The sequence below is a fragment of the Ancylobacter amanitiformis genome, from assembly GCF_030814815.1.
Lineage (GTDB): Bacteria > Pseudomonadota > Alphaproteobacteria > Rhizobiales > Xanthobacteraceae > Ancylobacter > Ancylobacter amanitiformis.
In genome coordinates, this window is sequence record NZ_JAUSVR010000004.1 from 141,251 (window position 1) to 166,740 (window position 25,490).

18 protein-coding genes are annotated in these 25,490 nt (G+C 66.8%); 9 read left to right on the top strand and 9 right to left on the bottom strand.

Annotated elements, in window-relative coordinates; all coding sequences use genetic code 11:
• Positions 1 to 4: 4 nt before the first annotated feature.
• From QOZ99_RS08150 to QOZ99_RS08175, 6 genes are all read right to left on the bottom strand, one after another.
• On the bottom strand, positions 5 to 1,864 hold the full coding sequence (locus tag QOZ99_RS08150; protein ID WP_306889467.1) for a vWA domain-containing protein: 1,860 nt from the start codon (positions 1,862 to 1,864) through the stop codon (positions 5 to 7).
• 118 nt (positions 1,865 to 1,982) lie between these two features.
• Positions 1,983 to 3,146 (bottom strand): hypothetical protein, encoded by a 1,164-nt coding sequence (locus QOZ99_RS08155; protein ID WP_306889468.1) that lies wholly within the window; start codon positions 3,144 to 3,146, stop codon positions 1,983 to 1,985.
• Between the two features lie 15 nt (positions 3,147 to 3,161).
• Positions 3,162 to 5,873 carry a virulence factor SrfC family protein gene (locus QOZ99_RS08160; protein ID WP_306889469.1) on the bottom strand — a complete coding sequence of 904 codons (2,712 nt, stop codon included), beginning with the start codon at positions 5,871 to 5,873 and terminating at the stop codon, positions 3,162 to 3,164.
• A gap of 49 nt (positions 5,874 to 5,922) precedes the next feature.
• Positions 5,923 to 9,051 carry a virulence factor SrfB gene (locus QOZ99_RS08165; RefSeq protein ID WP_306889470.1) on the bottom strand — a complete coding sequence of 1,043 codons (3,129 nt, stop codon included), beginning with the start codon at positions 9,049 to 9,051 and terminating at the stop codon, positions 5,923 to 5,925.
• 9 nt (positions 9,052 to 9,060) lie between these two features.
• Positions 9,061 to 10,350 (bottom strand): hypothetical protein, encoded by a 1,290-nt coding sequence (locus QOZ99_RS08170; RefSeq protein WP_306889471.1) that lies wholly within the window; start codon positions 10,348 to 10,350, stop codon positions 9,061 to 9,063.
• Between the two features lie 12 nt (positions 10,351 to 10,362).
• A complete protein-coding gene (locus tag QOZ99_RS08175) occupies positions 10,363 to 11,436 on the bottom strand; it encodes a hypothetical protein (RefSeq protein WP_306889472.1) in 1,074 nt (357 codons plus the stop codon).
• 681 nt (positions 11,437 to 12,117) lie between these two features.
• Between QOZ99_RS08175 and scpC the strand changes: the two genes are divergently transcribed.
• The 6 genes from scpC (at position 12,118) to QOZ99_RS08205 (ending at position 18,494) form a co-directional block, all read left to right on the top strand.
• Complete coding sequence (gene scpC / locus QOZ99_RS08180) at positions 12,118 to 13,611, top strand: succinyl-CoA:acetate CoA-transferase ScpC (protein WP_306889473.1); 1,494 nt, start codon at positions 12,118 to 12,120, stop codon at positions 13,609 to 13,611.
• Positions 13,612 to 13,656: 45 nt separating this feature from the next.
• Positions 13,657 to 14,235: a nucleoside 2-deoxyribosyltransferase gene (locus tag QOZ99_RS08185; RefSeq protein ID WP_306889474.1), complete on the top strand. Its 579-nt coding sequence runs from the start codon at positions 13,657 to 13,659 to the stop codon at positions 14,233 to 14,235.
• Positions 14,236 to 14,388: 153 nt separating this feature from the next.
• On the top strand, positions 14,389 to 14,667 hold the full coding sequence (locus QOZ99_RS08190; RefSeq protein ID WP_306889475.1) for a hypothetical protein: 279 nt from the start codon (positions 14,389 to 14,391) through the stop codon (positions 14,665 to 14,667).
• Between the two features lie 207 nt (positions 14,668 to 14,874).
• Positions 14,875 to 16,134, top strand: a complete 1,260-nt coding sequence (locus tag QOZ99_RS08195) for an aminopeptidase (RefSeq protein ID WP_306889476.1) — start codon at positions 14,875 to 14,877, stop codon at positions 16,132 to 16,134.
• 121 nt (positions 16,135 to 16,255) lie between these two features.
• Positions 16,256 to 18,355, top strand: a complete 2,100-nt coding sequence (locus QOZ99_RS08200; protein WP_306889477.1) for an OmpA family protein — start codon at positions 16,256 to 16,258, stop codon at positions 18,353 to 18,355.
• A 4-nt stretch (positions 18,356 to 18,359) separates the two neighbouring features.
• Positions 18,360 to 18,494 (top strand): hypothetical protein, encoded by a 135-nt coding sequence (locus QOZ99_RS08205; RefSeq protein ID WP_306889478.1) that lies wholly within the window; start codon positions 18,360 to 18,362, stop codon positions 18,492 to 18,494.
• 172 nt (positions 18,495 to 18,666) lie between these two features.
• Here QOZ99_RS08205 and QOZ99_RS08210 read toward each other — a convergent pair whose 3' ends face one another.
• Positions 18,667 to 21,000: a lytic transglycosylase domain-containing protein gene (locus tag QOZ99_RS08210; RefSeq protein ID WP_306889479.1), complete on the bottom strand. Its 2,334-nt coding sequence runs from the start codon at positions 20,998 to 21,000 to the stop codon at positions 18,667 to 18,669.
• Between the two features lie 328 nt (positions 21,001 to 21,328).
• On the opposite strand from QOZ99_RS08210, the gene dapA reads away from it, so the two are divergent.
• Both dapA and smpB read left to right on the top strand, forming a co-directional pair.
• The gene (dapA, locus tag QOZ99_RS08215; protein ID WP_306889480.1) at positions 21,329 to 22,219 is read left to right on the top strand and encodes a 4-hydroxy-tetrahydrodipicolinate synthase; all 891 of its coding nucleotides are present in this window, start codon (positions 21,329 to 21,331) and stop codon (positions 22,217 to 22,219) included.
• Positions 22,220 to 22,478: 259 nt separating this feature from the next.
• Positions 22,479 to 22,952 (top strand): SsrA-binding protein SmpB, encoded by a 474-nt coding sequence (gene smpB / locus QOZ99_RS08220; protein ID WP_306889481.1) that lies wholly within the window; start codon positions 22,479 to 22,481, stop codon positions 22,950 to 22,952.
• 78 nt (positions 22,953 to 23,030) lie between these two features.
• Here the strand turns inward: smpB and efp are convergent, their stop codons facing one another.
• Positions 23,031 to 23,600 (bottom strand): elongation factor P, encoded by a 570-nt coding sequence (gene efp / locus QOZ99_RS08225; RefSeq protein ID WP_306889482.1) that lies wholly within the window; start codon positions 23,598 to 23,600, stop codon positions 23,031 to 23,033.
• Between the two features lie 125 nt (positions 23,601 to 23,725).
• On the opposite strand from efp, the gene epmA reads away from it, so the two are divergent.
• Entirely contained in the window at positions 23,726 to 24,769 is a 1,044-nt protein-coding gene (gene epmA, locus QOZ99_RS08230; RefSeq protein WP_306889483.1) for an EF-P lysine aminoacylase EpmA, read from the top strand.
• A 15-nt stretch (positions 24,770 to 24,784) separates the two neighbouring features.
• On the opposite strand, the gene QOZ99_RS08235 is transcribed toward epmA, so the two are convergent.
• Positions 24,785 to 25,471, bottom strand: coding sequence for a uracil-DNA glycosylase (locus tag QOZ99_RS08235; protein ID WP_306889484.1), 687 nt, complete (start codon positions 25,469 to 25,471; stop codon positions 24,785 to 24,787).
• Positions 25,472 to 25,490 lie beyond the last annotated feature (19 nt).

Genomic DNA, 25,490 nt, shown 5'->3' on the forward strand with positions numbered 1-25,490 from the left:
GCGCTCACGGCATCTGGATGAGCGGCAGAAGCGTGACCATCTCGCCCTCGCTCGCTTCGGGATCGAGCCGGACCCAGCGGTCCGGACTGGCATGGACCTCCTGGTAGAATCTCAGCTTGGACTTCAGCGTGTGAAGGATGTCGCGCTGTTGAACGCGATTGAGCGTCACCCAGTCCTGCCCGGTCATCAGCAGGACGGGGCTCCGATAGGGCAGGTTGCTGAGATACTCGCCGAGCACCGCGCCAAGCGGGGTGTTGTCGGCGATCTGGCGGCTGTCATTGCTGGCGCGCGCCGCCAGTTCCTGCACGCGGCGGAAATAGTCGAGCGGATCGGATTGCGAACCGGGGGCCTCGCCGGTTTCCACGATGGGGCGCAGCGTTTCCGCCAGCGTCGAGAGCTGGTTGCGGGTGAGCATGATGCGCACATCGAGCGCCACGATGCGCGGGTCCTCCAGCGCCTTGTCCGCCGTCCACGCCCTGAAGAAGTCGGGCGCCTGGGTGCCGGCGGCGGCGCCGAGATATTCGAGCTGCATGGCCCGCCCGGCGCGGGCCATGAGCTGGGCCCCCTGGGTCTGGTCCACCGGCTGAACGTCCCGGCCGGCCTGCACCGCCCTCACGTTCTCCACCAGCTGCCGGGCTATGCCGTCGATCTGGGAGGAGAAGTCGACCACGCTGCCATCGCCGACGGCGATATAGGAGGATTGCCCGGCGCGCTGCGTCATCCGCCGATAGCTGTCGGCGGCGTAGTCGTGGTCCGGCCGACCGTCGGGTGTCTTCAGGTGGAGCGTGATCAGGCGAATGCCCTTCTGCTCCATCTTTCCGGCGATCTGGTCCACACCCATCGGGCCGGCGAGATTGCCGCCCAGGGCGGGCGCCCGCGGGCCGGCATCGGTGATCAGGATCACGAAGCGGGCGTTGAAGCCGTCCCAGTCCGCATTTTCGGTGGCCTCGTTGACGCCGCCAATGCTGTCCTCGTCAAATCCCTGGGTGGAGACCCGCGCCGCCGACACGCGCTCGATGGCGCCGAGGAACCGCGTGGCATCGGCCTGCTGGTCGAGCCGCAGGAACGAGTTGACGTGGTATTCCAGCGCCCGGTTGGCCGATATGTTCTGCCGGAAACCGACCAGCCCGAAGCGCACATTCGCCCCGACCGCCGAATGGGTGAGCGCGCCCTGAATCTGTCGGATCGCCTGCTTCGTGCGATCGATGTAGGGCTGCATGGAGCGCGTGGTGTCGACCACGAACACCACTCCCGCCTTGAAGTCGCTTCGTTCGGGCGGCTGCTGGCTGGCGGTGATCGACGCCACCTCCAGCAGGTTGCCCTCCTGCCCGAGAGGCAGCCAGGCAGCCTGATGCGAGAGAATGGGAAACAGATAGAAGTTCCGGTCGATATCGACGACCGTTTCCGGCTCGATCGACACGACGTTCGACGTCGCGGCGCGGCCCGCGGCCGCGGCGACACGAAGCCCCGCCATCTCGGTGGCGAAGTTCTCCCGCTCGAGAATGGCGGCGAGAGGGCCGCGTTCCCGGAAGAACAGCTGCCTCTGCCGCCCGGCATCAACCCGGTTATTGAACGCGACCACGATCGACTGCTTCCAGTCGACCAGCCTGTCCGCGGCGATCCAGCCGCGCCGGTTGCCGGTGACATTCACCCCGACGGCGACATAACCGTCCCGGCGTTCATAGACATAGAGGATGGAGAAGGCCGGCACCTCCGGTGTCACGATCGCCGCGCCCGTACGCGGTTCCGCCAGGATCCGGGCCTGAGGTTTGGTGATCACGCGCTGGTAGAGCGTGCGCGTGTTCTCGACGAGAAGAGCCGTGTCCGCGCGGGCCGGGCTGCCGGCGATCAGGCCCCCGACCATGGCCAGGAAACCGCAGAGCGCGATGCGGACAAGGGCGTGGGCAATAGCGTGGGCAGTAGCGTGGGCAGTAGCGGTAGCGGGGGGACGGCGGGGTGGGAGCGGTCGATAACGCATCATGTCATCCTTCACAGCCATGCGCCCACGCCTGCTGCGCGCGCGGGTCCCCCGAGAAACGACGCTCCTTCAGCCATTCGCAGAGCTGGGCACGCTTTGCCGCCGCCTCGGCCACGCCGGCCTGCTCGGCCTTACGGTAATAATCCACCGCCATGAGAGGATTGCGCTGCGGCCCGAGGCCCGCGGGATCGGCGGCGAGACTGGTATCGTTGGCCTCACCCATCCAGAGCAGCGCCGGCGGATGCCCCCTGAACGCGGCGGCATAAATGGCCTCGAAGCCCTGATTGGCACTGGCCTCGTCCCGCCCCGGCCCCCTGAGCACCCGGCCCAGTTCCATGAGCTGATCGAGCGGCGTCTGCGGATTGGTGATGGCATCGGCCCAGCGTTCCGGGCCGCCATCGGCCAGGTCGGTCGCGGGCGACGGGGCAGGGGGGGCGGCGGCCGTTTCCGGCGGCGTGGCCGGCGCATCCGCCGGCGCGACGGGAACCTCCGGGGGCTGGGAGCAGTAAACGCCCAGCCGATCGCACAGGAGACCGGCGTGGAAAGCGTAGCCCGTCCCGGCCGCCAGCAGCAGGACCACAGGCAACACGCCCAGCCAGATCCACCCTGGCCGCGGGGAAGGGCCGGCCGGCGCGGCATCGATGCCGGGAACGCGCCCGGCCGTGGCCGACATATCGGCCCCCACACCGTTGCCGGCGCCGGCGTCGATCGGCGCCCCGGACTCCTGCGGCTTGTCCGCTCCCGCTGCAGGCGTGGCCGGGGCAACATTCCGCGGGACGTCCCGCGCGACCTGCCGCGCGATGACCGGGCCGCCACCGGCCTCGCGCGTTCGGCGAATGCTCGGCCAGAAGAACACATCGGATATCCACCGCCCGCCCGGTGCGGAGGGGTGCGAGACCGTGATTTCGACATCCAGATCGGTCGGGACGGCGTTGCAGATGGCGGGCCCCAGCAGCAGGCGGGCGGATTGCCCGTCGCGAGCCGGCTTCACCTCCGCGACCGGAAGCCCGGCCGGCTGGTCCTGCCAGCCGCCCGGCGCCAGGATCGTCTTGCTGCTGCGGTCCTTCCGCGTCAGCTCGATCCGGACATCGGAGCCGGCCGCGAAGGGAACCGTCAGCCACGCATAGCCCGGCCCGTGTTCGTCCGCTTTTGTTACCGCGTCAGCCATGGCTCATCTGCATCCCTAGATCGGCCCCGAGAGCCCGGCGATGATGGATCCAAGCCGCCCGTTCTCAACCGGATCGACCGACAGGCCCCCTTCCGACGCCGCGTTGTCCTGCACGGTCTTGTAGAGGGCGTAGAGCCAGTCATCCGTGGCGGTGGTCCGGAATGGCTCGGGCGTGGCGGCGATGCCGGCGGCGTCATAGGCGGTGGGCCGCTCGGCGAAGATCGCGCGCAGGGCGGAGGAGGAACTGTCGAGGGGGACCAGCCGGCGCTCCTCCTCGGGCCGTTTCCTCAGGCCGAGATCGGCGACGAAGGCATTGATGATCGCCGCCGAGATGACCGTCGCCTTCTCCAGTTGCAGATCACGACGGTCGGCCGCGAAGGCCTCCATCTCGATCTTCGCGGCGATCTGCTCCGACAGGCCCAGCCGCCGCGCCGCCGCGGCCAGCTCGGTTGCGATTTCCCGCATGTTGTCCGGCCCCACGGACATTTCCTCGGTGAAGGCCGGCGTGCCGGCGATATCGGACATGGAGAGAATCCACGCTTCGAGAGCGGCATGGGCCTGCCGCTCCGCCACCGAGCCCAGGGCGCCGCCTTTCGGACGCTCGCCGGGGGAGGCTGTCGCGGCCGGGGCGGGCGCCGCGGTCTGGCCGGGCCGCACCCTCCCGGCCGGCACGATCACCGGAGCAGGGAGCGAAGCGGGGGAGGCGGCTTTCGCCGGCGAGAGATCGACCCGGTAGACGCTGTCGGAGAGCGCGCCGGGATCGATCATCAATCCCCGGATCAGCGAACCCATTCGCCCGACATTGTCGCACCGGTAGAGATCGTCGAGCACACGGTCGGCAACCGCCAGCCGCTCGGCAATCCGCTCTCCGACATCGGTGGAGACGTGATAGCGCTGCAGCATGTCGCTCACGCGCGCCCGGAGCGCCAGCAGGCGGTCGCGAACCTGCGCCGACTTCATCTGCGGGTTGCACACGCCGGCCAGCTCGCTGGCGATGTAGCTCGCCCCGCCATCATTGAGCCGGATCATTTCCTCGAAGGCGCGCGCCGGATCGGCAAAGTGGTCCTGTGCCGCCGGAACCGAGACGAACGCCGCCTTGAGCCGCGCCACCCAGTCTTTCCGGCCGGGCAGGATATCCACTTCGCGCGAACCATCGAGTTCGAAGATCGCCCGGTTCGAGAGCGAGGGGTTGCGCATCAGGAAGGCGTTCTTGAACGGACGGCCTGCCGTCCAGTTCCTCACCCAGGTCTCGGATGTCGAGCCATAGGGATTGACCAGGCTCGCATCGAGCCGCCCGGTGAAGCGCGCGGCGAGGCCCAGCGCCTCGTCCGATGGCTTTTCCTCGAAATGCAGGTCGAACTTCGTGAGCACGAAATAGAGCAGCACCGGCTTGCCCTGGCGTTCGAGCGTTGTCGCGCCATGCGTGGCCGCGATCCATCGGGCCACGACATCGGGCAACTGGACGACCTCCTGCGGACCATCCTTGATGCACAGAAGCATCGCGGTGATTTCCTGGTCCGCGACATAGCGCTGGAACAGGTATTCCACCTTGCCGCGGCGGATGAGCTGGAAAACCGTTTCTGCGGGGTGGTCCCGCAGGGCCCTCGCGAGGCCGGTCGCCCCCGCCTCGCCCGGATCGTCCACGTTCTCCCGGTTCAGGCCGCGGCTGCGATAGCCCGGGAAGTCCAGGATGTCGGTATGTTCGAAAAAGTCCCAGGGCTTGTCCTTCACGCAGATGCGCAGTTCGGCCGTCAGCGCGGTGACGATCGTGCGCGCGAGCGGCACCTCGCCGCCGCCGGACGTGCGCAGGGTGATGGTCTCGTGGGTCGGCAGCGCCAGCTTTTTCAGCGATTCAATGTCGATGATGGACTCGACGCCCGGCTTCGCCACATCCACGGCCGCGAAGGGGGCGAAGGCTTGCGAGGCGAAGCCGAGCTGGCGAAGCGCGTCCACCAGTTTCACATACATGTCCGTCAGTACCTGGTGCCGCCCCCACAGGATGGAGAAAAGCGTTCCCAGCCGCTCGATCTGCAGTGAGGGCGCCGCGCTGGCGGCCACCGACCAGAAGTCCGAGGTCTTCAATCGCCGCGTCAGTTCCGATTCCGGGAGGTAGCGGGCGAAATATTCCTCCATCTCCCAGACGTCTTCGGGATCGAGGCCATTGGCGATGCGGGGCACGCCGTCTCCGCCCCGGAACGGCGCGATATGAGCGACGATTTCCTCGCGTTCCGGCCACGTCTCGTAGCGGGCGGGATTGCCGTCGAAGAAATAGGCATTGCCGAGGATCTTGATGATATCGGCATGGCTGAGGAGCTGGAGATCGACCGGATAGCCCGCGGGTGTCGGCCGGCGGTGGATCGTGAAGCGTGTCACCAGCCCCGTCGTCTCGCGGCCGGTGTCGGGATTGATCCGCTTGATATAGCTGACCGGCTCCGGCTCGCCATCGAACAGGGCATGGAGCGTGTCCTCCTTGCGGGCCAGCACGGAAACCAGATGCGATTTGCCCGCCTGGCTCGGTCCGAAGACCGCGACCGCCATCGGCCGTCGGGCGGCTTCGGCGAGGCGTCGTGCCGATACCAGGCCGCGCGCCAGATCTCGGCCGAGCACGCCGCGCGGGTCGCCGACGCGGTCGGCATTCTTCGGCGTGTCGAGCCAGGCAAGCGCGGCGCGGATCTGTCCAACCGTGTCGTTGGCGGCCTGTGCCACGGCTTCGCGGATGTCAGTCATGCCGGTTCGCTTCCTTGCCGAGGGTGTGCATGCCTGCTGCCGGGTTCCATCAAACGGTGACCACGCCGGAATCGAGCCAATAGCTGCCGGCTGAATCCATCGTCCGCAGCGTCAGGAACATGGCGCTGGCGACATTGGCCTGCTGGTTGTCGGAAGCCTCCTCGATGCGCAGTTCCTCCTTGGCGCTCTCGCGCTCCAGAAGCTGGTCCGGATTGTCTTCATCGACGAATTCGGCACGCGCGAGCGTGACAAGGACGGGCTTCGAGAGCTCCTTGCCTCGCTTGTCCTCGTGCAGCCGATAGAGAGGCGAGGCGATCCAGCGCTCGAAGGGAAGCTGCCGAAAGCCCAGCGCCATTTCCGAGTAATATCTCAGGGTCGGATTTGTCCGCGTCCGGCTTCGAACGGTTTCATCCGTCTCGGCAAACAGGACGCTTTCGTCCTTGAGCTTGTTGTTTCCCTCGAGATAACCAATGTACTTGGCCGTCGTCCTCATCTGCAGATTCTTGGTATAGACCATGAAGTTGGGTAGCTGCCGCTCGGAGAGCGCGCAGAGCATGCCCCCGACAACGGTGGCGGTCTTGGGGTCGCCGATCCGCATGCCGTCGCCGGCCTTGAAGGGATACCAGGTACCGGGCCGATACTCGTGCATCGCCAGAATGCGATCCGGCGTCACCGGCAGACGATCGACCACCATCTCCATCACGGCCGGAAGCTTGCTGGGGCGGCCGGACATCAGCACCATGTCGCAGTCGAAATGGTGGATGGCCTCGGCAAGGTTGTCGAGCACGTTGCGCAGCGTTTCCTGGACCGCCAGACGGAGGGCGTTGAAGTCCAGCGCGATCGGAATGTCCTCCAGCGCGAGGTCCTGCAATCCGTGCTGCGCGAAGGCTTGCGTCAGATAGGCGCGTATCTCGGCCGGGACGGCCTGCACCTCCGGCACCAGTTCGCCCAGCGTCTTGACCGTGACCGTCCGGTATTCATGCGGTGGCGCGGCCTCGTACGCCGCCATCAGCTTCAGCGCGACCGGCAGGAATACCTGCAGCACGAACTGGCGCCGCAGGCTGGTTTCCTGCACGGTGATATTGGCCCAGTTACCCCCGAACAGGTGCCGCAGGATCTCCCGCGCCTGGCGCACCCCCCGGCTGGTCAGATAGGCCGTGAAGGCGGGAATGACCGCCCGCTCGATCACCGTCAGCGTGACGTCGTCGCCCGCAATGCGAAAGCTCTCGCGGAACGTCTGGACCGGATCGATCGCCATGTTGTCATGGTGAAAATAGGTGGTGATCATGAGGTCGGTCGTGCCGCCCCCCACGTCGATGCTGGCGACACGGAGCGAGTTCGCCGGCCGGGCATCGGGCCGGGGCGGCCCGTCCGCCGTGAAGGGAAGGCGCGGCTTTCCCTTCAGGCTGAAGTAACCGTCGATATTGCCACCGAATTTCTTGACCACCTCGCCGTAAAGCCAGACGAGCTGCACGCAGGAGGCTTCATCCCAGGAGACCTGAACGACCGGCGGAGTGGTGCCGCGCGGCTGGTTCGCGGTCCAGCCCATCACGTCCCACAGCAGATTGACCGCGCTCTGGGCCCGCGCGCGCATGATGCGCTGTTCGCGGGTCGGCACCGCCGTGGGCAGCGTGATGATGATCCGGTTGAGGCGGCGGGGCACCTCGCTCTGGCTCCGCTTGGCCCGCATCTCCGGGTTGTTGATCATCACGAAAGCCTGCCAGATGACCTCCGCGAGCATGAACGTGTAGACCGACGACCGCGAGCAGGTGAGCTGGGCGCTCCATTTGGTGAGGCCACCGACCGACTGCGTGGGGTGCAGGGTCTGGAAGAGCTTGCTCTCCTTGCGCACCTGCGTGAGCACATCGCCATTGCTGTTCAGATATTGGCGGATCTTCAGCCCGATCGGCGGCATGGTGCCGTCCACATAGTCCGACGCGGGGAAGCGCCAGGCCTGATTGGCCGCGGCCACGTCCCACAGGTAGCGCTTGGGGCTCGACATGCCGCAGAGCGACTCGTTGCCACCTCCCTGATTGCGCAGCCGGGTCGCCTCCGGCCCCACACGCACGAGGCTCGGCCAGAAAAACGCGCGCTGCCGTCCGGAATCGCGTGAGAGGTCGTCCGGTCCGAACCAGGCCTGGGCAAATTCCACATGGCTCTCGAAAGGTTCGGAATAGACCTTCTCGGGCTCGCTCAGGTCCCGCAATTCCAGCGTCTTGCAGCCGTCGATCCCCAGTCGGTCCTGGTTGTGCAGATCCTCTATGAGGATGCCGCAGGTGCGGCTGTTGCCCACATCGAGGATGAGGTCGACATTCACCGGCTGAAAACGCGGCCGCGCCGACAGCGTATCGGCGAAGCGCACCTTCGCGGGCACCACGACCCGCGCCAGCAGGTCGAGAAGGCCGATCCAGCGGGCGGCATGTTCGAGGTGGTGGGGGAAATCGCCGGGCTTGAGGCGGCGGGGAGCAACCGAAAACGCCTTCAGTTCGATGAACAGCTTTTCCAGCCAGTTCACCACCCATCGCTGGTAGTCGGTTTCGTCGCCGGTGCCCGGATCGAGCTGAAGGTCGGACAGAAAGCGGTCGAGCTTGGCCATTTCCGAGACAAAGCCGAACGTCCTCGGATTCTCGACATCGCTCACCCGTGGCTCGGTATAGGGGACATAGGGCCGGGTGGCGGTTTCATTCTCGGCGAGGGGAATATCCTCGTCGACCGACGTGTCGAAGGCGAAGACGGCGATATGGGACGGCCCCCCCGGCTCGGTGCGGCGCGCGGCCTCGACAACACGGACGCGAACCCAGTTGGTCGGGCCGTCGTCGTATTTTTCCCGGCGGGTGCCGGCCATCGCCTTGTGGATGCGCAGATAAGGCACCGGCACCCACTTGTTGAGAAAGGGTTCGAGGGCGCGTTCATTGGAAATCGAGTAGGAATTGTCCCTTTCGTCCGGCTGGTGTTCCGCCGCTTCCTTCGGGTTGTCGTCGTTCCAGCCCTGCAGCAGGCGCCAGCTGTCGAGGGGCTCGCTCTCGTCGGTCGTCTTGCCGCTCTCATGGGGTCGCTCGATGAACTTTCGGTCGAACCGGTCGAGGTCGTTCACATCGAACGGGTACGTGACGAACTGAACGCCCGTATTCGGGACCAGGACCAGATCGTCTCGCGTGATTGCCAGCTTCAGCGCCATCTGTTTTTCCTAGTTCCTGATCGTCTCGACGCTTCGCCGCTGGCGGGTATCGCTGGCGTTGACGGCTCCTTCGATGATGCGGGGGGGATCCGAGCCCCGACGAATGACGAGCTTGTAGGGAATGTCCGGGTTGGTATCGCGATTGCGGTTGTAGAGCGTGATACCCACGTCGATGGGCCCTGACGGCACGGTTTCAGCGTTCGGAAACGTGATGTGCTCGGCCGGCGCCGGATCGATCCGGTTGGCATTGTTGTCGCGGTCGAGAACGCCCCCGCAGATCGACATCGTGCGATAGTCGATCGCGACGGCCTGCGGGCCAGACGGGCACAGGAATTGAGCGGAAAGGTCGAGATCCGCCGTGCCATCCCACAGCAGGGTTATCTCCAGATCCCCCGTTTGCAGGCCGGCGCGCGCGTCGCGCTCGCGTTGAAGCGTCGCTTCGGCGTCGGGAAGCGCAGCCTCACCCGATGCACCGGCACCGCCGATCGCCCCCGCGGCGCAGGCGCCGGGAGCCTGCGCGAGCTGCTGTTCGAGGGCCGCGACCTGCGCGCCGAGGCCGCTGAGGCGGTCCATTGTCGCGATGGGGCCGGCCGGGCAGTAATTCGAGAAGCCGAACCCGAAAAACAGCCATCCGAAGGCGCAGGCCTTGAGCAGGAGGTACATGATCGCGGCAATCAATACCGCGAAGAGGAGCCACAGCAGGCCGACGAGCGGCCAGCGCGGCGCGGTGGCGGCCAGTGGCGCCTCCGCGGTCTGCGCGGCGGCAAGCCCGGGAGCCGGCGCCATCGGCGGGGCGGCGGCGGCCGGGGGCGTTGGGGGCGCCACCGGCCGACGCGGTTCCAGCACCCGCAGTCCGGTCCTGACCGCCTGGCCGTTGTCGGTGACGTGGCCCCAGGCGGTCAGAACCGGCTTGCCATCCACCACGAAGATGCAACTGCGACTGGGAACGGTGAGGCAGTCCCGCAGGAGCCTCGCCATCTCCCGGTCTTCGGCATGCCCCTGCCGCTCGATCCGGTCCGCCAGCGCATGGATGCGCGCCCCAAGTTCGGCCAGGCTCTGCGTGACGCTCTCGGCAATCTCCGCCGGTGCGGAAACAAGGTCGAGCGCCACGACACGGCCGGGCACATACCAGTCGATCACCGAGCCATCGCGATTATAGACCGGCTCGGCGAGAAGGCCGCTGGCGTCCGGGCCCAGCTCCTCCAGCAGGCTGACGAGCAGCGCATGCTCGCTGCGGACGGCCGCCCCGAGCGGGCGAATGGAGACGACGTCGGTGCGATTGATGCGGGTATTATGCACGCCGCCCGCTCCTCACCATGTCAGCGAGCGGGTCGTGAGCGCGGCCGACGCGATCATCGCCAGCCGCCCACCGGCCGGGCTTGACGGGAGGATTGAAGGGGCGGCTGCCGGAAAGAGCGTGCGATCGAGCGCGCCCGAGCGCGGCGACAGCAGGTTCTGCGGCGATCCCGGAACCGCGCCGCCCTGGCAGGTTCGCGCCTGAAGCGTCTGCTGCAGATCCTCGATGCGCTGGCGCAACACCGCCTCGGTGCCGGCGGCCGAGCCCTGCCCCACCTCGGTGTCCGGGTAGAGCAGGACTCCGGGGATGAGCAGCAGGATGAGGATCAGGGCAGCCACCGCGCAGGCAATGGCGACCGGCAGCCACGCGCGCGATGGCGCGGGGCCGGCGGGCGCCGCTTGCGCAGCGGTCATCGCCGCCACGTGCCCCTCGGCCGCAAAAGACGCTCCCACGTCCGGCGGAACCTGGGACGCCGCCTCGTTTTGGGATCGCGACGGTTCGACAGGGGATGCCGGGGCGGCCGTTGGCGTGGGGGAGGGGGAGGGGGAGGTCGGCTCAACGGATTCAAGGGAATGGAAGGCAGGTGTGGTCAGCCAGGGCGCGAACCGTCCGAGGTTCGAGGCGAAAGCCCTGTCGCGCGCGTCCATGGAGGCCGCGGTTGCGCTCGGGAGCAGACCCCAGTTCACCAGAACGGGGCGGCCGCCTACCAGGTGAAGATTGTTGCCGATATCCGTAACGTTGAGCCAGCGCTGAAGCAGGGGCCCGATGCCGGGATCGGACAAGAGGGGGCGCAGCCGTTCCAGAATGGCGCCGACCTCGCCCGCAACCCGGATCTGCGTGTGGAAGTCCAGTTCACGCCACTGCTGGATCGCGCCCGAACTGGACGCATACCACGCGACAGACGTTGCGGAGGCGCCATTTCCCCGCACGACCTGCGGCAAGGCGAAGAAATCGGCAGCATCCTCGCCAGCTGCTGATCTGATAGAGTCTATTATGATGTTATAGCTGTCCAGAATATGGACATCATTTGCGGCGGACTCGGAATAATCAGAAAGTGAATGGCTTCCGATATATACATTCCGAATCACAGATAAATCTCATCCCATGAGAATGAATATTATATTCAAAAAGTCCAATATTTATATATTATGACGCGATGCATCGATCGCGAAACTCGAAAGCAGTCAAATTCTGTGCAGGCGCCGATAGGTTAAATGTTGCCGTCGCGGCATGTCAACCGATGTAGTTAAAATTCAGATAAAAAACTCAACCATAAATTGTATGTATACGAATTATATACGTGAATGGTTTTAGAAAATCACGATGTGAGTGCATATCTAAGTATATCACAAACATGATGAAATACTAAAAATTACATAAAGCAGTTATAATTAGAATATCTCACAACAAAAAGATTTCCAGATAGTGATGCTGCATATAAATATCGAGTAGCTGCTATATCGTATATGATTTTGTTATAGTTTGTTATTTTCGTTCATATATTTTGTATCGCCGCTCTTTCTGGCGATGGAAAATGAGGTGCCCCGTTCGCGTGTTCGATGCCGCGCTTCCGCCTGCCCAGTTCTGCGCCTGATGCATGGCGCGCGGCGCACGGCACCAAAGTCCTATCGCGGTGAGCCGACCGGAGCGCTATCCGAGCGCGACACCCGTTTTCCATGGGCCGGGCTCCGCGAGGGCCGGGCCTTGAGCAAGGTTCCCGGGGCTCTCGTCCCCAAGGGTTTTCGCCCCCTTAAGCGTCAGGCCGCAACATGCATCGCGAACGTATCCGTCACGCCGGGCTGCTCGAAAAGATCGTGAGTGCCGAGGAGGCCGCGTCTCATATCCGCAACGGCATGACGGTGGGCATGAGCGGCTTCACCCGCGCCGGCGAGGCCAAGGCGGTGCCGCTGGCGCTGGCCGCGCGTGCCCGGACCGAGCCGTTGAAGATCACGCTCATCACCGGCGCCTCGCTTGGCAATGATCTCGACAAGCAGCTGGCCGAGGCGCACGTCCTCTCCCGGCGCATCCCGTTCCAGTCCGATCCGGCGCTGCGCAAGGCGATCAATGCCGGCGAGGTGATGTTCATCGACCAGCACCTGTCGGAAACCGTGGAACAGCTGCGTACCCGGCAGCTCGGTCCCGTCGATGTCGCGGTCATCGAGGCGGTCGCCATCACCGAGCAGGGCGGCATCATCCCCACCACCTCGGTCGGCAATTCCGCGAGCTTCGCCATTCTGGCGGAAAAAGTGATCGTCGAGATCAACACCTCGCAGCCGCTGCTGCTGGAGGGGCTGCACGACATCTATATTCCCACGCGGCGGCCGGTGCGCCATCCCATCCCGATCGTGGCGCCGGAGAACCGCGTCGGCCTGCCCTTCATCGCGATCGAGCCCTCGAAGATCGCTGCCATCGTGGTGACATCGAAGCTCGATTCATCCTCCACCGTGCTGCCGCCGGACGAGGAGACCCGCGCCATTGCCGGCCATCTCACCGATCTGCTCAAGCACGAGGTGAAGCTCGGCCGGCTGACCACCACGCTGCAGCCGCTGCAGGCGGGCATCGGCAGCATTGCCAATGCGGTGATGCACGGGCTGATCGACAGCCCGTTCCACAACCTCACCATGTATTCCGAGGTGCTTCAGGATTCGACCTTCGACCTGTTCGATGCCGGCAAGCTCGATTTCGCCTCCGGCTCCTCGATCACGCTGTCGCAGGCCAAGTATCAGGCCGTGCTGCCCGATTTCCCGCGCTACAAGCCGAAGCTGGTGCTGCGCCCGCAGGAGATCAGCAATCACCCGGAAGTCATCCGCCGGCTGGGGGTGATCGCCGTCAACACCGCGCTGGAATTCGACCTCTACGGCAACGTCAATTCCACCCATGTCGGCGGCACGCACATGATGAACGGCATTGGCGGTTCCGGCGATTTCGCCCGCAACGCCTATCTCTCGGTGTTCGTCACCAAGTCGATCGCCAAGAACGGAACGATTTCCAGCGTCGTGCCGATGGTGAGCCATGTCGACCATACCGAGCATGATGTCGATATCCTCATCACCGAGCAGGGACTGGCGGACCTGCGCGGGCTGGCGCCGCGCGAGCGGGCGCGGCTGGTCATCGCCAATTGCGTGCATCCGCTCTATCGCGATGCGCTGAGCGACTATTACGAGCGGGCGCTCGGGCGGGCCGGGCACACGCCGCACGTCATCGAGGAGGCGCTCGGCTGGCATGCGGCGCTGCGCGCGCGCGGCACGATGTTGCCGGGGTGAGGGGCGGGCGCTAAGCACGGCAAGGACCGGAACCGGAGAGCCGCGATGCGCCCACGCCTCTATCTGGCCGGACCGGACGTGTTCCGGCCCGATGCCGCTGCGGAGGGCGAGCGGCTGAAGCGCCTGTGCCGGGAGGCCGGCCTGGAGGGGCTCTATCCGCTGGACGGGCAGGGCGATGACATAAGGCGCAACTGCATCGACATGATCGCGCAGGCCGATGGCCTTGTGGCGAACATCTCGCCGTTTCGCGGCCATCACATGGATCCCGGCACCGCCTTCGAGATCGGCTATGCGCAGGCGCTCGGCAAGCCGGTCTTCACATGGTCGAGCGAGCGGCGCCCGCTGGCCGAACGCATTCCCGCCGCGGCCCCGGGGCGGGATGGCGATGGCCATCTGATCGAGGATTTCGGCAAGCCGGAGAACCTCATGATCGTGCCGGACGGCCATGTCGTCTGGGCGGGGCCGGACGAGGCCATCCATGAGGCGGCGCGTGCCCTGTCCTTCGGCATCAGGAATCGCGCCTTGCAGCGGCAGGTGCGGCGCTCGGTGCTGGTTGCGGCGGCCGTCAGCCTCGCGCTGGCACTGGCGGCCGGTGTGGTGGCGAACCGGCTGATCGGCTGGTGAGCGGGCCACCTCCCCCCGTACTTGACCCTATGACAGGCATTCTCGCTTCCGGCCCGGCAAGATGATAAAATTGCCGCACGATCGCAGGCTATGATCGATCCGTCGGCCGGCCGCACAAAGGGGCCGTGCCGCGCGAAACAGGGAGAGTTCAGCATGCGCCGTCTGTTCTTCGCCGCCGCCGCGTTTGGTGCGCTGGCCGGTTTTGCCGGAAGCGCGCAGGCGGTCGAACTCCTGCCGCCGGCCTATTTCAATCCGCAGGTGCGCCATCTCGGCCCGGTGGAAGCGAACATCTATAACGCGACCGACGTGCTGCCGCAGGGCCGTCCGTGGTTCCCCTCGCTGGGGCCGAGCTACGGCACCTTCACCGATCCCTGGTTCCCGCCGGTCGGCACGGTGACGGTGCGTCCGGTAAAGGCGCCGATCAGCAAATAAGCCGCTCTTTGAGCGACATCGGCGCGCGGCGCGGCGCGGGGCGGGTCGCGGCTTGTCTCAGGGCACGCCGCGATCGCGCCGTTTTTCGCGTCGAGCATCGCCATGCCTTGACGCCTGCCCTCCCGCCTCCCTTCTATGGCGGACGCGCGGTCGGACGAGACGGTTCGGTCGCGTGCCCAGTTCTGCCGCGAGCATTCGGAGACGGCCATGCCCAAGCACGCCAGCGTATCCCCGCACGGATTTTCGCACGAGGAGCAGCTGGACCGGCTGGGGCAGGTCGCCGTGCATGTGGGTCTCGGCCTGCGTCCGGGCCAGGAACTGGTGATGACCGCCTCGATCGATGCGCTGCCGCTGGTGCGCCGCATCACCGAGCATGCCTACAAGGCCGGCGCCAGCCTCGTCACCACGCTGTTCAGCGACGAGGAAGCCGCGCTCGCGCGCTTCCGCCACGCGCCGGACCAGAGCTTCGACGTGGCGAGCGGCTGGCTCTATGAGGGCATGGCCGGCGCGTTCAGGAATGGCGCGGCGCGGCTCGCCATCTCGGGCGAGAACCCCTCGCTGCTGGCCAATGAGGACCCCGAGAAGGTCTCGCGTGCCAATCGCGCGCGCTCCAAGGCCTATATGCCCGCGCTCTCGCTCATCGCCGGCTTCGATATCAACTGGACCATCGTGTCCTATGCCTCGCCCGCCTGGGCCAAGGCGATGTTTCCGGAGGATCCCGAGGACATCGCTGTCGCCAAGCTGTGGCACGCCATCTTCGCGGCCTCGCGCGTCGATACGCCCGATCCGGTCGCGGCCTGGGCCGCGCATAACGACCAGCTCCACGCCCGCACCACCCGGCTCAACGCCAAGCGTTACGCCGCGCTGCGCTTCCGCGGGCCCGGCACCGATCTGACGGTGGGGCTCGCCGACGAGCATGAATGGGCCGGCGGCGCCTCGACGGCGAAGAATGGCATCGTCTGCAATGCCAATATCCCCACCGAGGAAGTCTTCACCACGCCGCACAAGGGCCGCGTGGACGGCTTCGTGGCCAGCACCAAGCCGCTCTCCTACCAGGGCACGCTGATCCAGGACATCGCGGTGCGCTTCGAGGGCGGGCGCATTGTCGAGGCGAATGCGCGCACCGGCGCCGACGTGCTGGGCAAGGTGCTGGAGACCGACGAGGGCTCGCGCCGGCTCGGCGAGGTGGCGCTGGTGCCGCATTCCTCGCCGATCTCGAAGAGCGGGCTGCTGTTCTACAACACGCTTTATGACGAGAATGCCTCCAGCCATATCGCGCTCGGCCAGTCCTATTCCAAGTGCTTCATCAATGGCTCCTCGCTCTCGCCGGAGGAACTCGCCGCGCGGGGCGCCAATAGCAGCCTTATCCACATCGACTGGATGATCGGATCGGGTGAGGTGGATGTGGACGGCATCACGGCCTCCGGCGAGGCCGAGCCGGTGATGCGGCGCGGCGAATGGGCATGATGCGGCGCCGGACGCGGCTGACGCCGCTTCCCGATCGCCTCGATCTATGGTGAATTCGCGCCGCGTCGCGGCGGCCGGGGGGACGGCCGCCGATGTGTCGCGCGGTCGGGGGAAGCGTCTCATGTGTCGTTGGCGGGCCTGGTGGAAGGGATTGCCGTTCCTCGCGATGCTGATCGCGGCCACTATTGTCTTCGCCCGCGCGCCTATCGAGCAGACCCTCGCGGCGCGGGCCGACGCGCTGTTGCTGAGCATCGGCGAATCCTGGGCGCATGCGCGTTTCGACGGCCGCGACGCGATCCTTGAGGGCGAGGCGCTGTCCGAGGAAGCACGGGTGAAAGTGCGCGCCGAGATGGCGCAGATGTTCGGCGTGGGGCGGGTGGACGACCGCACCACCCTGCTGCCCGAGCGCCGGCCCTTCACCTTCGCGGCGATTCGCGACGGCTCCAAGTTGCATCTGGAGGGCTACGTGCCCTCAAGCTATGCGCGCCGGCGCATCGTCGAGGCCGCCAGCCAGATGACCCCCGGCGTGGTCGTGACCGGGGCGAAGGAACTGGTCCGCGCGCGCGGCGTGCCGGCGGGCGATTTCATCGGCATGGTGGTGTTCGGCATCCGGCAACTCGCCCGGATGCCGGCCGGTCGCATCACGCTGTCGGATGATTCCTTCTCCATCGAAGGGCGCGCGCCCGATTTCACCGCCTATGACGAGCTGGAGGTGACGGTCCGCACCGACCTGCCGGCCGATTTCAAGCTCGCCCGTTTTGCCGTGCTGCCGCCCGCCGTGTCGCCCTTCGTCTGGTCGGCGACGCGCGAGGCGGACGGCGTGACGCTGGCGGGCTATATTCCGCTGGGCGATGCGCGCCGCGCGCTGCTCGATCTGGTGCGGGCGGCGGTGCCGGGCGCCGCCATTTCCGACCAGTTGCGGCTGGCAGATGGCTCGCCCCCCGCCGATGGCTGGCTCAAGGCGGTGGGATTCGCGCTGTCCCAGCTCGGGCGATTGCCCAATGGCAAGGTCTCGCTGTCGGGTACCACCGTCGCCATCGAGGGCAAGGCGCCGGACTTCGCCGCCTATGACACGCTGGCCGGCGCGCGGCGCTCGCTTCCCGAGGGCTATACGCTGACCCGGTTCGCGGTCGAGCCGCCCACCGTCGCACCCTTCGTGTGGGGTGTGCTGCGCGGGGGCAACGGGCTGCGGCTCACCGGCTATGCGCCCTCGGAAGATGCCAAGCGCCTCGTGCTGGATGCGATCAAGGCCGGCTTTCCCGGCGTGAAGCTGAGCGACGAGATGCGCATCGCCGCGGGCGGACCGCCGGCCGAGGCCTGGGTGAATGCCACCGTGTTCGGCGTGGGGCAGCTGGCCAAGCTGCGCACCGGCGCGTTGCGCGGCAATGGCGCGGCGCTGTCCCTGAGCGGCGAGGCGCTCGATTCGGCCGCCTATACCACCGTGCAGGCCGCCTCCACCGTGCCCCCGCCCGGCGGCTTCGTGCTGGAGCGCGACGTGCGCCCGCCCGTCGTCTCGCCCTATGTGTTCGGCCTGCGCCTCGATGCCGACGGGCTGACCGTATCCGGCTTCTACCCCACGCCCGAGGAGCACGAGAAGCTGGTGGCCGCCGCCAAGGCGGATCTGCTCGGCGTGCCGGTCAACGATGTGTCGGCGGTGGCGCAGGGCGCGCCGGCCGGCTTCGCGGTAGCCGCGCAGGCCACGCTCATGGAACTGGCGCGGCTCTCCGTCGGGGAGGCGCGCTTCGACAACGCCAAGCTGCGCTTTTCCGGCACCGCGCTCTATGCCGGCGCGGTCGAGCAGATCCGGGCCAACCTGACCCGTGCGCTTCCGCCCGATTTCACGCTGGAACTCGCGCTTGATGTTGTCGCCCCACCGGCCTCCACCGACAACACCACCTGCCAGAAGGCGATCGACGATGTGCTGGCCCGCGGCACGGTGTCCTTCCTCGATGGCGGCGCCGCCATCGCGCCGGCCAGCCGCGGGCTGCTCGACCATATCGCCGCGGCAGCCGTCGGCTGCTCCGATGCGGTGGTGGAAATCAGCGTGCGTCAGCCCGGCACCGACGATGCGCTGGCGACCGAGAGGGCGCGTGCCGTGACCGCCTATCTCGTCGAAGCTGGAATTTCGCCGGAGCGCCTCGTCACCGGGGCACCGGCCGCCATCGCGCAGAGCCGGCCCGAGGGCGCCACGGAGGCCGGCCTGCAAGTAATCGTGAGGTGATGCGATGGGCTATCTGGCACTTGAACTCTGGCCCTACCTCACCGGCGCGCTGGCCCTCGGCCTCGTCACGGGCTGGCTTAGCGGCTGCACGCCATCACGCCGGCCATCTTCGCCGGAAACCGATGAGGTGAAGCCGTGATGGAATTCGCCATCGAGACCGCGCTGATGCTGCTGGGCGCCTATCTCATCGGCTGCATCGGCGGATGCTGGCTGCGCCGGACGATTACCCTGCGCCGGCAAGCCCGCTCCTGAAGCGCCATCCCATTCACCCTGCCGGCGTCGCGGTGCGGATTCCGGCAGGGTAGGGACGATTACAGCCGCGAGCCGCGCAAATCCGCCTCGATCTGCAACGTGGTGCGGCTACCGAAGCGCGCCTTGTAGATCTGCGCGTTCTCCATCACCCGCTGCACATAGTTGCGGGTCTCCGAGAAGGGAATGCGCTCCACCCAGTCGATCGGGTCGACGGCCGGGTCGCGCGGGTCGCCATAAGCGGCGATCCATTTGGAGACGTTGCCGCGCCCGGCATTGTAGCCGGCAAAGGTCAGGATGTAGTTGTTGTGGTAATTGTCGAGCAGGCTGCGCAGCTCCGCCGCGCCGAACTGCACGTTGACCGTGGGATTGCCGAGCTGGGCGGGGTTGAACGCCACCCCCGCGCGGTTCGCGATGGACCGCCCGGTGGCCGGCATCACCTGCATCAGTCCCGTGGCGCCGGCGCTTGAGCGGGCGGCGGGATTGAACATGCTCTCCTGCCGCGCGATTGCGAAGACCAACGCCCTGTCGACATCCGGCGCGATCGGCCGATAGCTGGGAATGCCGATGGTCGGGTAGGCTTCCGCCTCCAGCAGGAAGCCGCGGCTGAGCGCGATCTTGCCGATGGTGGTCATGGTGCGGGCATCGCCGTCGGCCCGCGCGACTTCGGCCAGCATGCCGAGTTGCGCGGCATCCGGCAGGCGTTCGGCGAGATCATAGGCCAGAGCCAGCTGCAGGCTCGACTTGTCGAGCTTCTGCAGCAGCTTGTAGATCATCACGCCCTCGTCGCGGGCGAAGGCGGCGCGCTGGGCGGCGTTGGCGGCCGGCGCGGCGTGCACCTTCACCGTGGGGGTGCTGAGGCGCGCGGCGGCCAGCTGGCCATAATAGGCGGTGCTGTAATGGGACGCCTGCTCATATTGCTGGCGGGCATTGGATGTGGAGCCCAGCGCCTCCCAGGCGCGGCCCTGCCAGTAATAGCCGCGCGAGATGGTGGCGGGGTGTACCTGCTTTTCCGCGACCTTGCTGAAATGCTGGAGCGCCGTCTTCGGATCGTTGAGAAAGCGCAGCGCGATCCAGCCCGCGGTGAACTGCTGGTCGGCGCGCTTGTGCTCGTTCTCCGGTACGGCCGACTCGCGCACAACCTTGTAGGCGGCGCGGGCGTCGCCGGAATCCAGCAGGCCACGGGCGGTGAGGCGGCGCTCCACCCACCATTCGTCCGGATCGACCAGCGCGACGGGATCCTTGGGGCCTGAGGCCAGCGTGCGAGCGGCAGCGGCATAGTCGCCGTTGCGCCGCTGCAGCTTGGCGAGCGCGTAGAGATAGGCCGGGTCGGAGCGCAGCGAGCCTGGCACGGCGGCCAGCAGCTTCGCCGGATCGCCATTCTTGGCGAACAGCGCGATGCGCGCACGGGCCAGCGCCGTGACGTCGTCGCCGGCGCGCTGCGCGGCCCGCAGGCCCCGATCGGCATCCTCACCATAGATCATCTTGTCGGCGCGGTACTTGTGGTCCGCGCGCGTCAGGAGGCCGCCGAACTCGACCATCACGGTCGATTCGGTGTCGGAGGACAGAGCGTCCTCGTGCCAGGCGTCGCGCAGCCACGCCGCCCCGGCCTTCTGGTCGCCGGCGGCGAACAGGGCGCGGGCGAGGGCGATCTTGCCTTCGCCGGAAAGCGGCGACTGCTCGGCGAAGAAGGCCAGGATCGTCTGGGGATCCTTGTTCTCGGCATAGAGCAGGTATTCGAGGCGCCGGCGCAGCACGACCGGGGTCGGCAGCGTCGGATGCGCCTGCAGGATGGCGACCGCGCGGTCATAGCCGACATCGCGCGCCGTGACGCGCAGCGCGAGCCAGCGCACCAGCGCCTGCGCACCGGGATCGCGCATGCTGTCGGCAAGGGACAGAGCATCGGCCGAATTGCCCTGCTCGACCAGCGAGATCGCGCGCTGCAGATCCGCCGGCGCCGCGCCGCCGAACGAGGGCGCCGCGAAGGCCGGCGCGCTCGCGGCAGCGGCGGGAACGGCAAGGGCTTGGGCGGCGGGCGCAGGCTTGGCGGACGCAGGCTTGGCGGCCGGCTTGGCGGCGATCTTCTTCGGGTCGGACTTCCTGGCGTCCGCCTTCTTCGAATCAGGCTTCTTCGCGTCGGCCTTTTTCGGCTCCGGCTTCTTGGCGGTGCTCGCCTTCTTCGGCGGTGTCGGCGTGGACGTCGAGGAGGTGTCGCCCTGGGCGCGGGACATCGAGGGCAGGACTGTCGTGCCCAGCAGCGCGGCCGCGATCAGCGGCAGAAGGAAGCGGTGGCGCGCGCGCGGCACGCGCGCAACCTTTGGCATCTGTCCGGCGGACATCACGGCGCGGCTTTCCGGCTCGCGCGAATCCACGCTGGTCGTGGGCAAATTGCTCATGGGCCATCTACTCCCGGCGGATGTGCAAGACCCGCATCACGCTCGGTCCGGCCAGGACCGTCCCCACCCTTTGTCGCGCGATCTTATTGACGAATTGCTAACCACAACCCCCGCGCGATCTCCCGGGGGTGTCTCGATCTGCAACCTAGGCGCTCATCCCGGCGAAACAGGGGCAGGGTGCGCGCGCGGGCGCGCTTTGCCAGGAGTTTGCCAGGAGCGGGAGCAACAAGGCCCTTTCTTCCGGCGCGCCGACGCGATATCTGATGGCCCCTTTGCAGCGCCGCGCGGTCGCGACGCGAAGATGACGCGAGTATTTGAGGAGCGCTTCATGCCTCACACGCTGCCCTTCCGTGGATCCTTCACGGCGCTGGTGACGCCGTTCCGCGACGGCGTGCTGGACGAGAAAGCGTTCCGGGCCTTCGTCGACTGGCAGGTCGAGGAAGGCATTCACGGCCTTGTGCCCGTCGGCACCACCGGCGAGAGCCCGACGGTTTCCCATGAGGAACACAAGAAGGTCGTGGAATGGACCGTCGCGCAGGCGGCGGGCCGCGTGCCGGTGATTGCCGGCGCGGGTTCCAACAACACGATCGAGGCCATCGACCTCGCCCGCCACGCCGAGACGGCGGGGGCGGATGCGGTGCTGGTGGTCACGCCCTATTACAACAAGCCGGGCCAGGAAGGGCTTTACCAGCACTACAAGGCCATCAACGACGCCATCGGCATTCCGATCTACATCTACAACATCCCCGGCCGCTCGGTGATCGACATGTCGGTGGAGACGATGGCGCGGCTCTACGAGCTGGAGAACATCGTCGGCGTGAAGGATGCGACCGCCAATCTCATCCGCGTCAGCCAGCAGCGCGAGGTTCTCGGGCCCGGCTTCAACCAGCTTTCCGGCGAGGACCCGACCGCGCTCGGCTTCATCGCCCATGGCGGCCATGGCTGCATCTCGGTCGCTTCCAACGTGGCGCCCAAGCTCTGCGCCCAACTGGTGGATGCGGCGCTGGCGGGCGACTACGCCAAGGCGCTGGAGCTGCAGGACCGGCTTTTCCCGCTGTTTCAGGCTTTGTTCGTTGAAACCAACCCGAGCCCCACCAAATATGCCCTGAGCGTGCTCGGCAAGATCGCCGACGAGGCGCGCCTGCCGATGGTGCCGGTGAGCGAGAAGACCAAGGAGATCGTCCGCGATGCCATGCGGCACGCCGGATTGATCAACTAGAGCATTTTCGAGCGAAGTGGATTCCGGTTCGTGTGAAGAAAATGCGTCAGAACAATAACCTGGAGCTTTTCCGGTGAACCGGAATTCACCGGAAAAGCTCTAGAGCCCGCGCCGGCCGGATTGCGCCGCAATCCGGTTGGGATGACGCGTTCTCTGCTATCGGGTTGGAGACGGGTTCACCGATCCGGTTGGTTCAATCGGATCGGATCCGGCTTTGAAAGGCCGGGACGGAGCGGGACGCCGTCCCGCGTGGAGCGACATGGCCGAAAAGAAGACGCAACCCCACAAGGTCGTGGCCGACAATCGTCGGGCGCGATTCGACTTCGAGATCGGCGAGGTGTTCGAGGCCGGCATCGCGCTGTCCGGCACCGAGGTGAAGAGCCTGCGCAGCGGCCGTGCGACGGTGGCGGAGAGCTATGTCTCGGCGAAAACCGGCGAGGCGATCCTCTACAATTCCTTCATACCGGAATATCTGCAGGCCAACCGCTTCAACCACGAGCCGCGCCGACCGCGCAAATTGCTGCTGCACAAGCGGCAGATCGCCCGGCTGTGGCAGGCGGTCGAGCGCGAGGGCATGACCGTGGTGCCGCTCAAGATCTACTTCAACGAGCAGGGCCGGGCGAAGGTCGAGATCGCCATCGCCCGCGGCCGCAAGGCGCATGACAAGCGCGAGGCGCTGAAGGCGAAGGATTGGGCGCGCGACAAGCAGCGGCTGATGCGCGACCGCGGCTAGCGTTTCTTGAAACAGGCCGATAATAAAGAAAAACCCGGCACTTGGCCGGGTTTTTTGATTCCGGGTCGAAAGCCGCGCTCAGTCCTTGGCGCGCTCGACATAGGAGCCGTCGGCCGTCATCACGACAATGCGGGTGCCGACCGCGATATGCGGGGGCACGGCCGAGCGCACGCCATTCGACAGCATGGCCGGCTTGTAGGAGGAGGAGGCGGTCTGCCCCTTCATCGCCGGCTCGGTCTCGACCACTTCGAGCGTCACGCGCTGCGGCAGCTCGATGGCGATGGCGTTGCCCTCGTGAACCGACAGCATGACCTGCATGTTCTCCTGGAGATAGGCCGCCTGGTCGCCGACCACGTCCTTTGAGACGGCCACCTGGTCGTAATTCTCCGGGTTCATGAAGTGGAAGCCTTCGCCATCCGAATAGAGGAAGGTGTAGGGGCGATCCTCGACCAAGGCGCGCTCCACCTGCTCGGTGGTGCGGTAGCGCTCGGAAATCTTCACGCCGTCGGAAATCCGGCGCATGTCGAGCTGGGTCACGGGCGTGCCCTTGCCGGGGTGGATGTTGTCGGCCGTGAGAACCACGTAGAGCTTGCCGTCCACGTCGACCACGTTGCCCTTGCGCAGCGTGCTGGCGATGACCTTGACCATAGAGGTCCTCTGGCTGTTGGGTGCGCCGCATCGCGCGGAGGCACCGGGGGATTCCTTTGGGCGCCTCCTATACTCGCGCGCCCGCCATCCGCCAACCCCGGCCGCGTTGCTGGAGGAGCCGTTCCATGCCGCTTTCCCTCTCGCCCTGGTGGTCGGCGCAGCGCCATGCCGACCGGCGCCCCTTCCTGCTGGCGCGCCAGCGCATCCAGGGCGCCCTGCGCGGCTTTTTCGGCGCGCGGCGTTTCATCGAGATCGAGACGCCCATTCTGCAGGTCTCGCCGGGCAACGAGGTGCATCTGAAGGCGTTCGCCACCGAACTGGAGCGCCCGGACGGCTCGCGTACACCGCGCTATCTGCACACCTCGCCGGAATTCACCGCCAAGAAGCTGCTGGCCGCCGGCGAGGAGCGGCTGTTCACCTTCGCCCGTGTGTTCCGCAATGGCGAGCGCAGCGCGCTGCATCATCCCGAATTCACCATGCTGGAATGGTATCGCGCTTACGAGGGCTATGAGGCGCTGATGCGCGATGGCTCCGCGCTGCTGGCCGCGACTGCGGAAGCCGTGGGCGCGCAGGTCTTCCACTTCGGCGGCCGGCGCTGCGATGTCGGGCGCACGCCCGAGCGGCTCACCGTCGCGGAGGCGTTCACCCGTTTCGCGGGCATCGACCTGATGGCCAGCGTGGGAGCGGAGGGCAATGATCGCGATGGCCTGTGGCATGGCGCCCGCGCGGCGGGTATCCGCGTCGCCGAGGATGACAGCTGGGCGGATGTGTTCAGCCGCGTCATGGTGGAGAAGGTGGAACCCTTCCTCGGCCTCGGCCAGCCCACCATCCTGTGTGAATACCCGGCATCGGAAGCCGCGCTTGCCCGGACCAAGCCCGGCGATCCGCGCGTGGCCGAACGCTTCGAGCTTTATGTCTGCGCGGTGGAACTGGCCAATGCCTTCGGCGAACTGACCGATGCCGGGGAGCAGCGGCGGCGCTTCAATGCGTGGATGGATGAGAAGGAGCGCATCTATGGCGAGCGCTACCCGATCGACGAGGATTTCCTCGCCGCGCTGGCGCAAATGCCGGAAGCCTCGGGCATTGCGCTCGGCTTCGACCGGCTGGTGATGCTGGCGGCAGGCGCGCCACGCATCGAGGATGTGCTGTGGGCCCCGGTCGCGCCCTGAAGCGCGGCGCCCGGCTCAGCCGAGCGTGTCGATATGCGCGCGCACCCGGGCGAACACCGCGTGGAACATGTCCGTCGTCAGCACGCCGGTATTCGTGTTGTAGCGGGAGCAATGATAGCTGTCGAACAGCACCACATCGCCCAGCCGGTGCACCGCGCCATGGGCGAACTTGTGATGCGACAGGGTCTCGCCATGCGCGGCGAGCACCTGGTCATGGGCGATCTTGCCCAGCGCGACGATGGCGCTCAGCGCCGGCAGCAGGCCGATCGTGGCGGCGAAGAAGGGCCGGCAGTTGCGGATCTCGTCGGTGGTCGGCTTGTTTTCCGGCGGCACGCAGCGCACCGCATTGGTCAGCCGCGCGTCGCGCAGGCGCAGCGAATCATCCGGCCGCGCCTCGAACACACCGGTGGCGAAGCCGAACCTGATCAGCGTGGAATAGAGCAGCTCGCCGGCATAATCGCCGGTGAAGGGCCGTCCCGTGCGGTTGGCGCCGCGCAGGCCGGGCGCGAGGCCGACAATGAGCAGGCGCCCGTCCTCCGGCCCGAAGGAGGGCACGGGCGCGTTGTGCCATGCCGGCTCCTGCGCCCGCCAATGCTCGCGAAACGCGACGAGGCGCGGGCAGCGCGGGCAATCGCGCGCCGGCTCGGGCCCCGCGTGGCCAGCGGGGGCAGGGATCGACGAAACCTTCGACGAAACCTTCATGGTCGGCGCGCGCACCGGG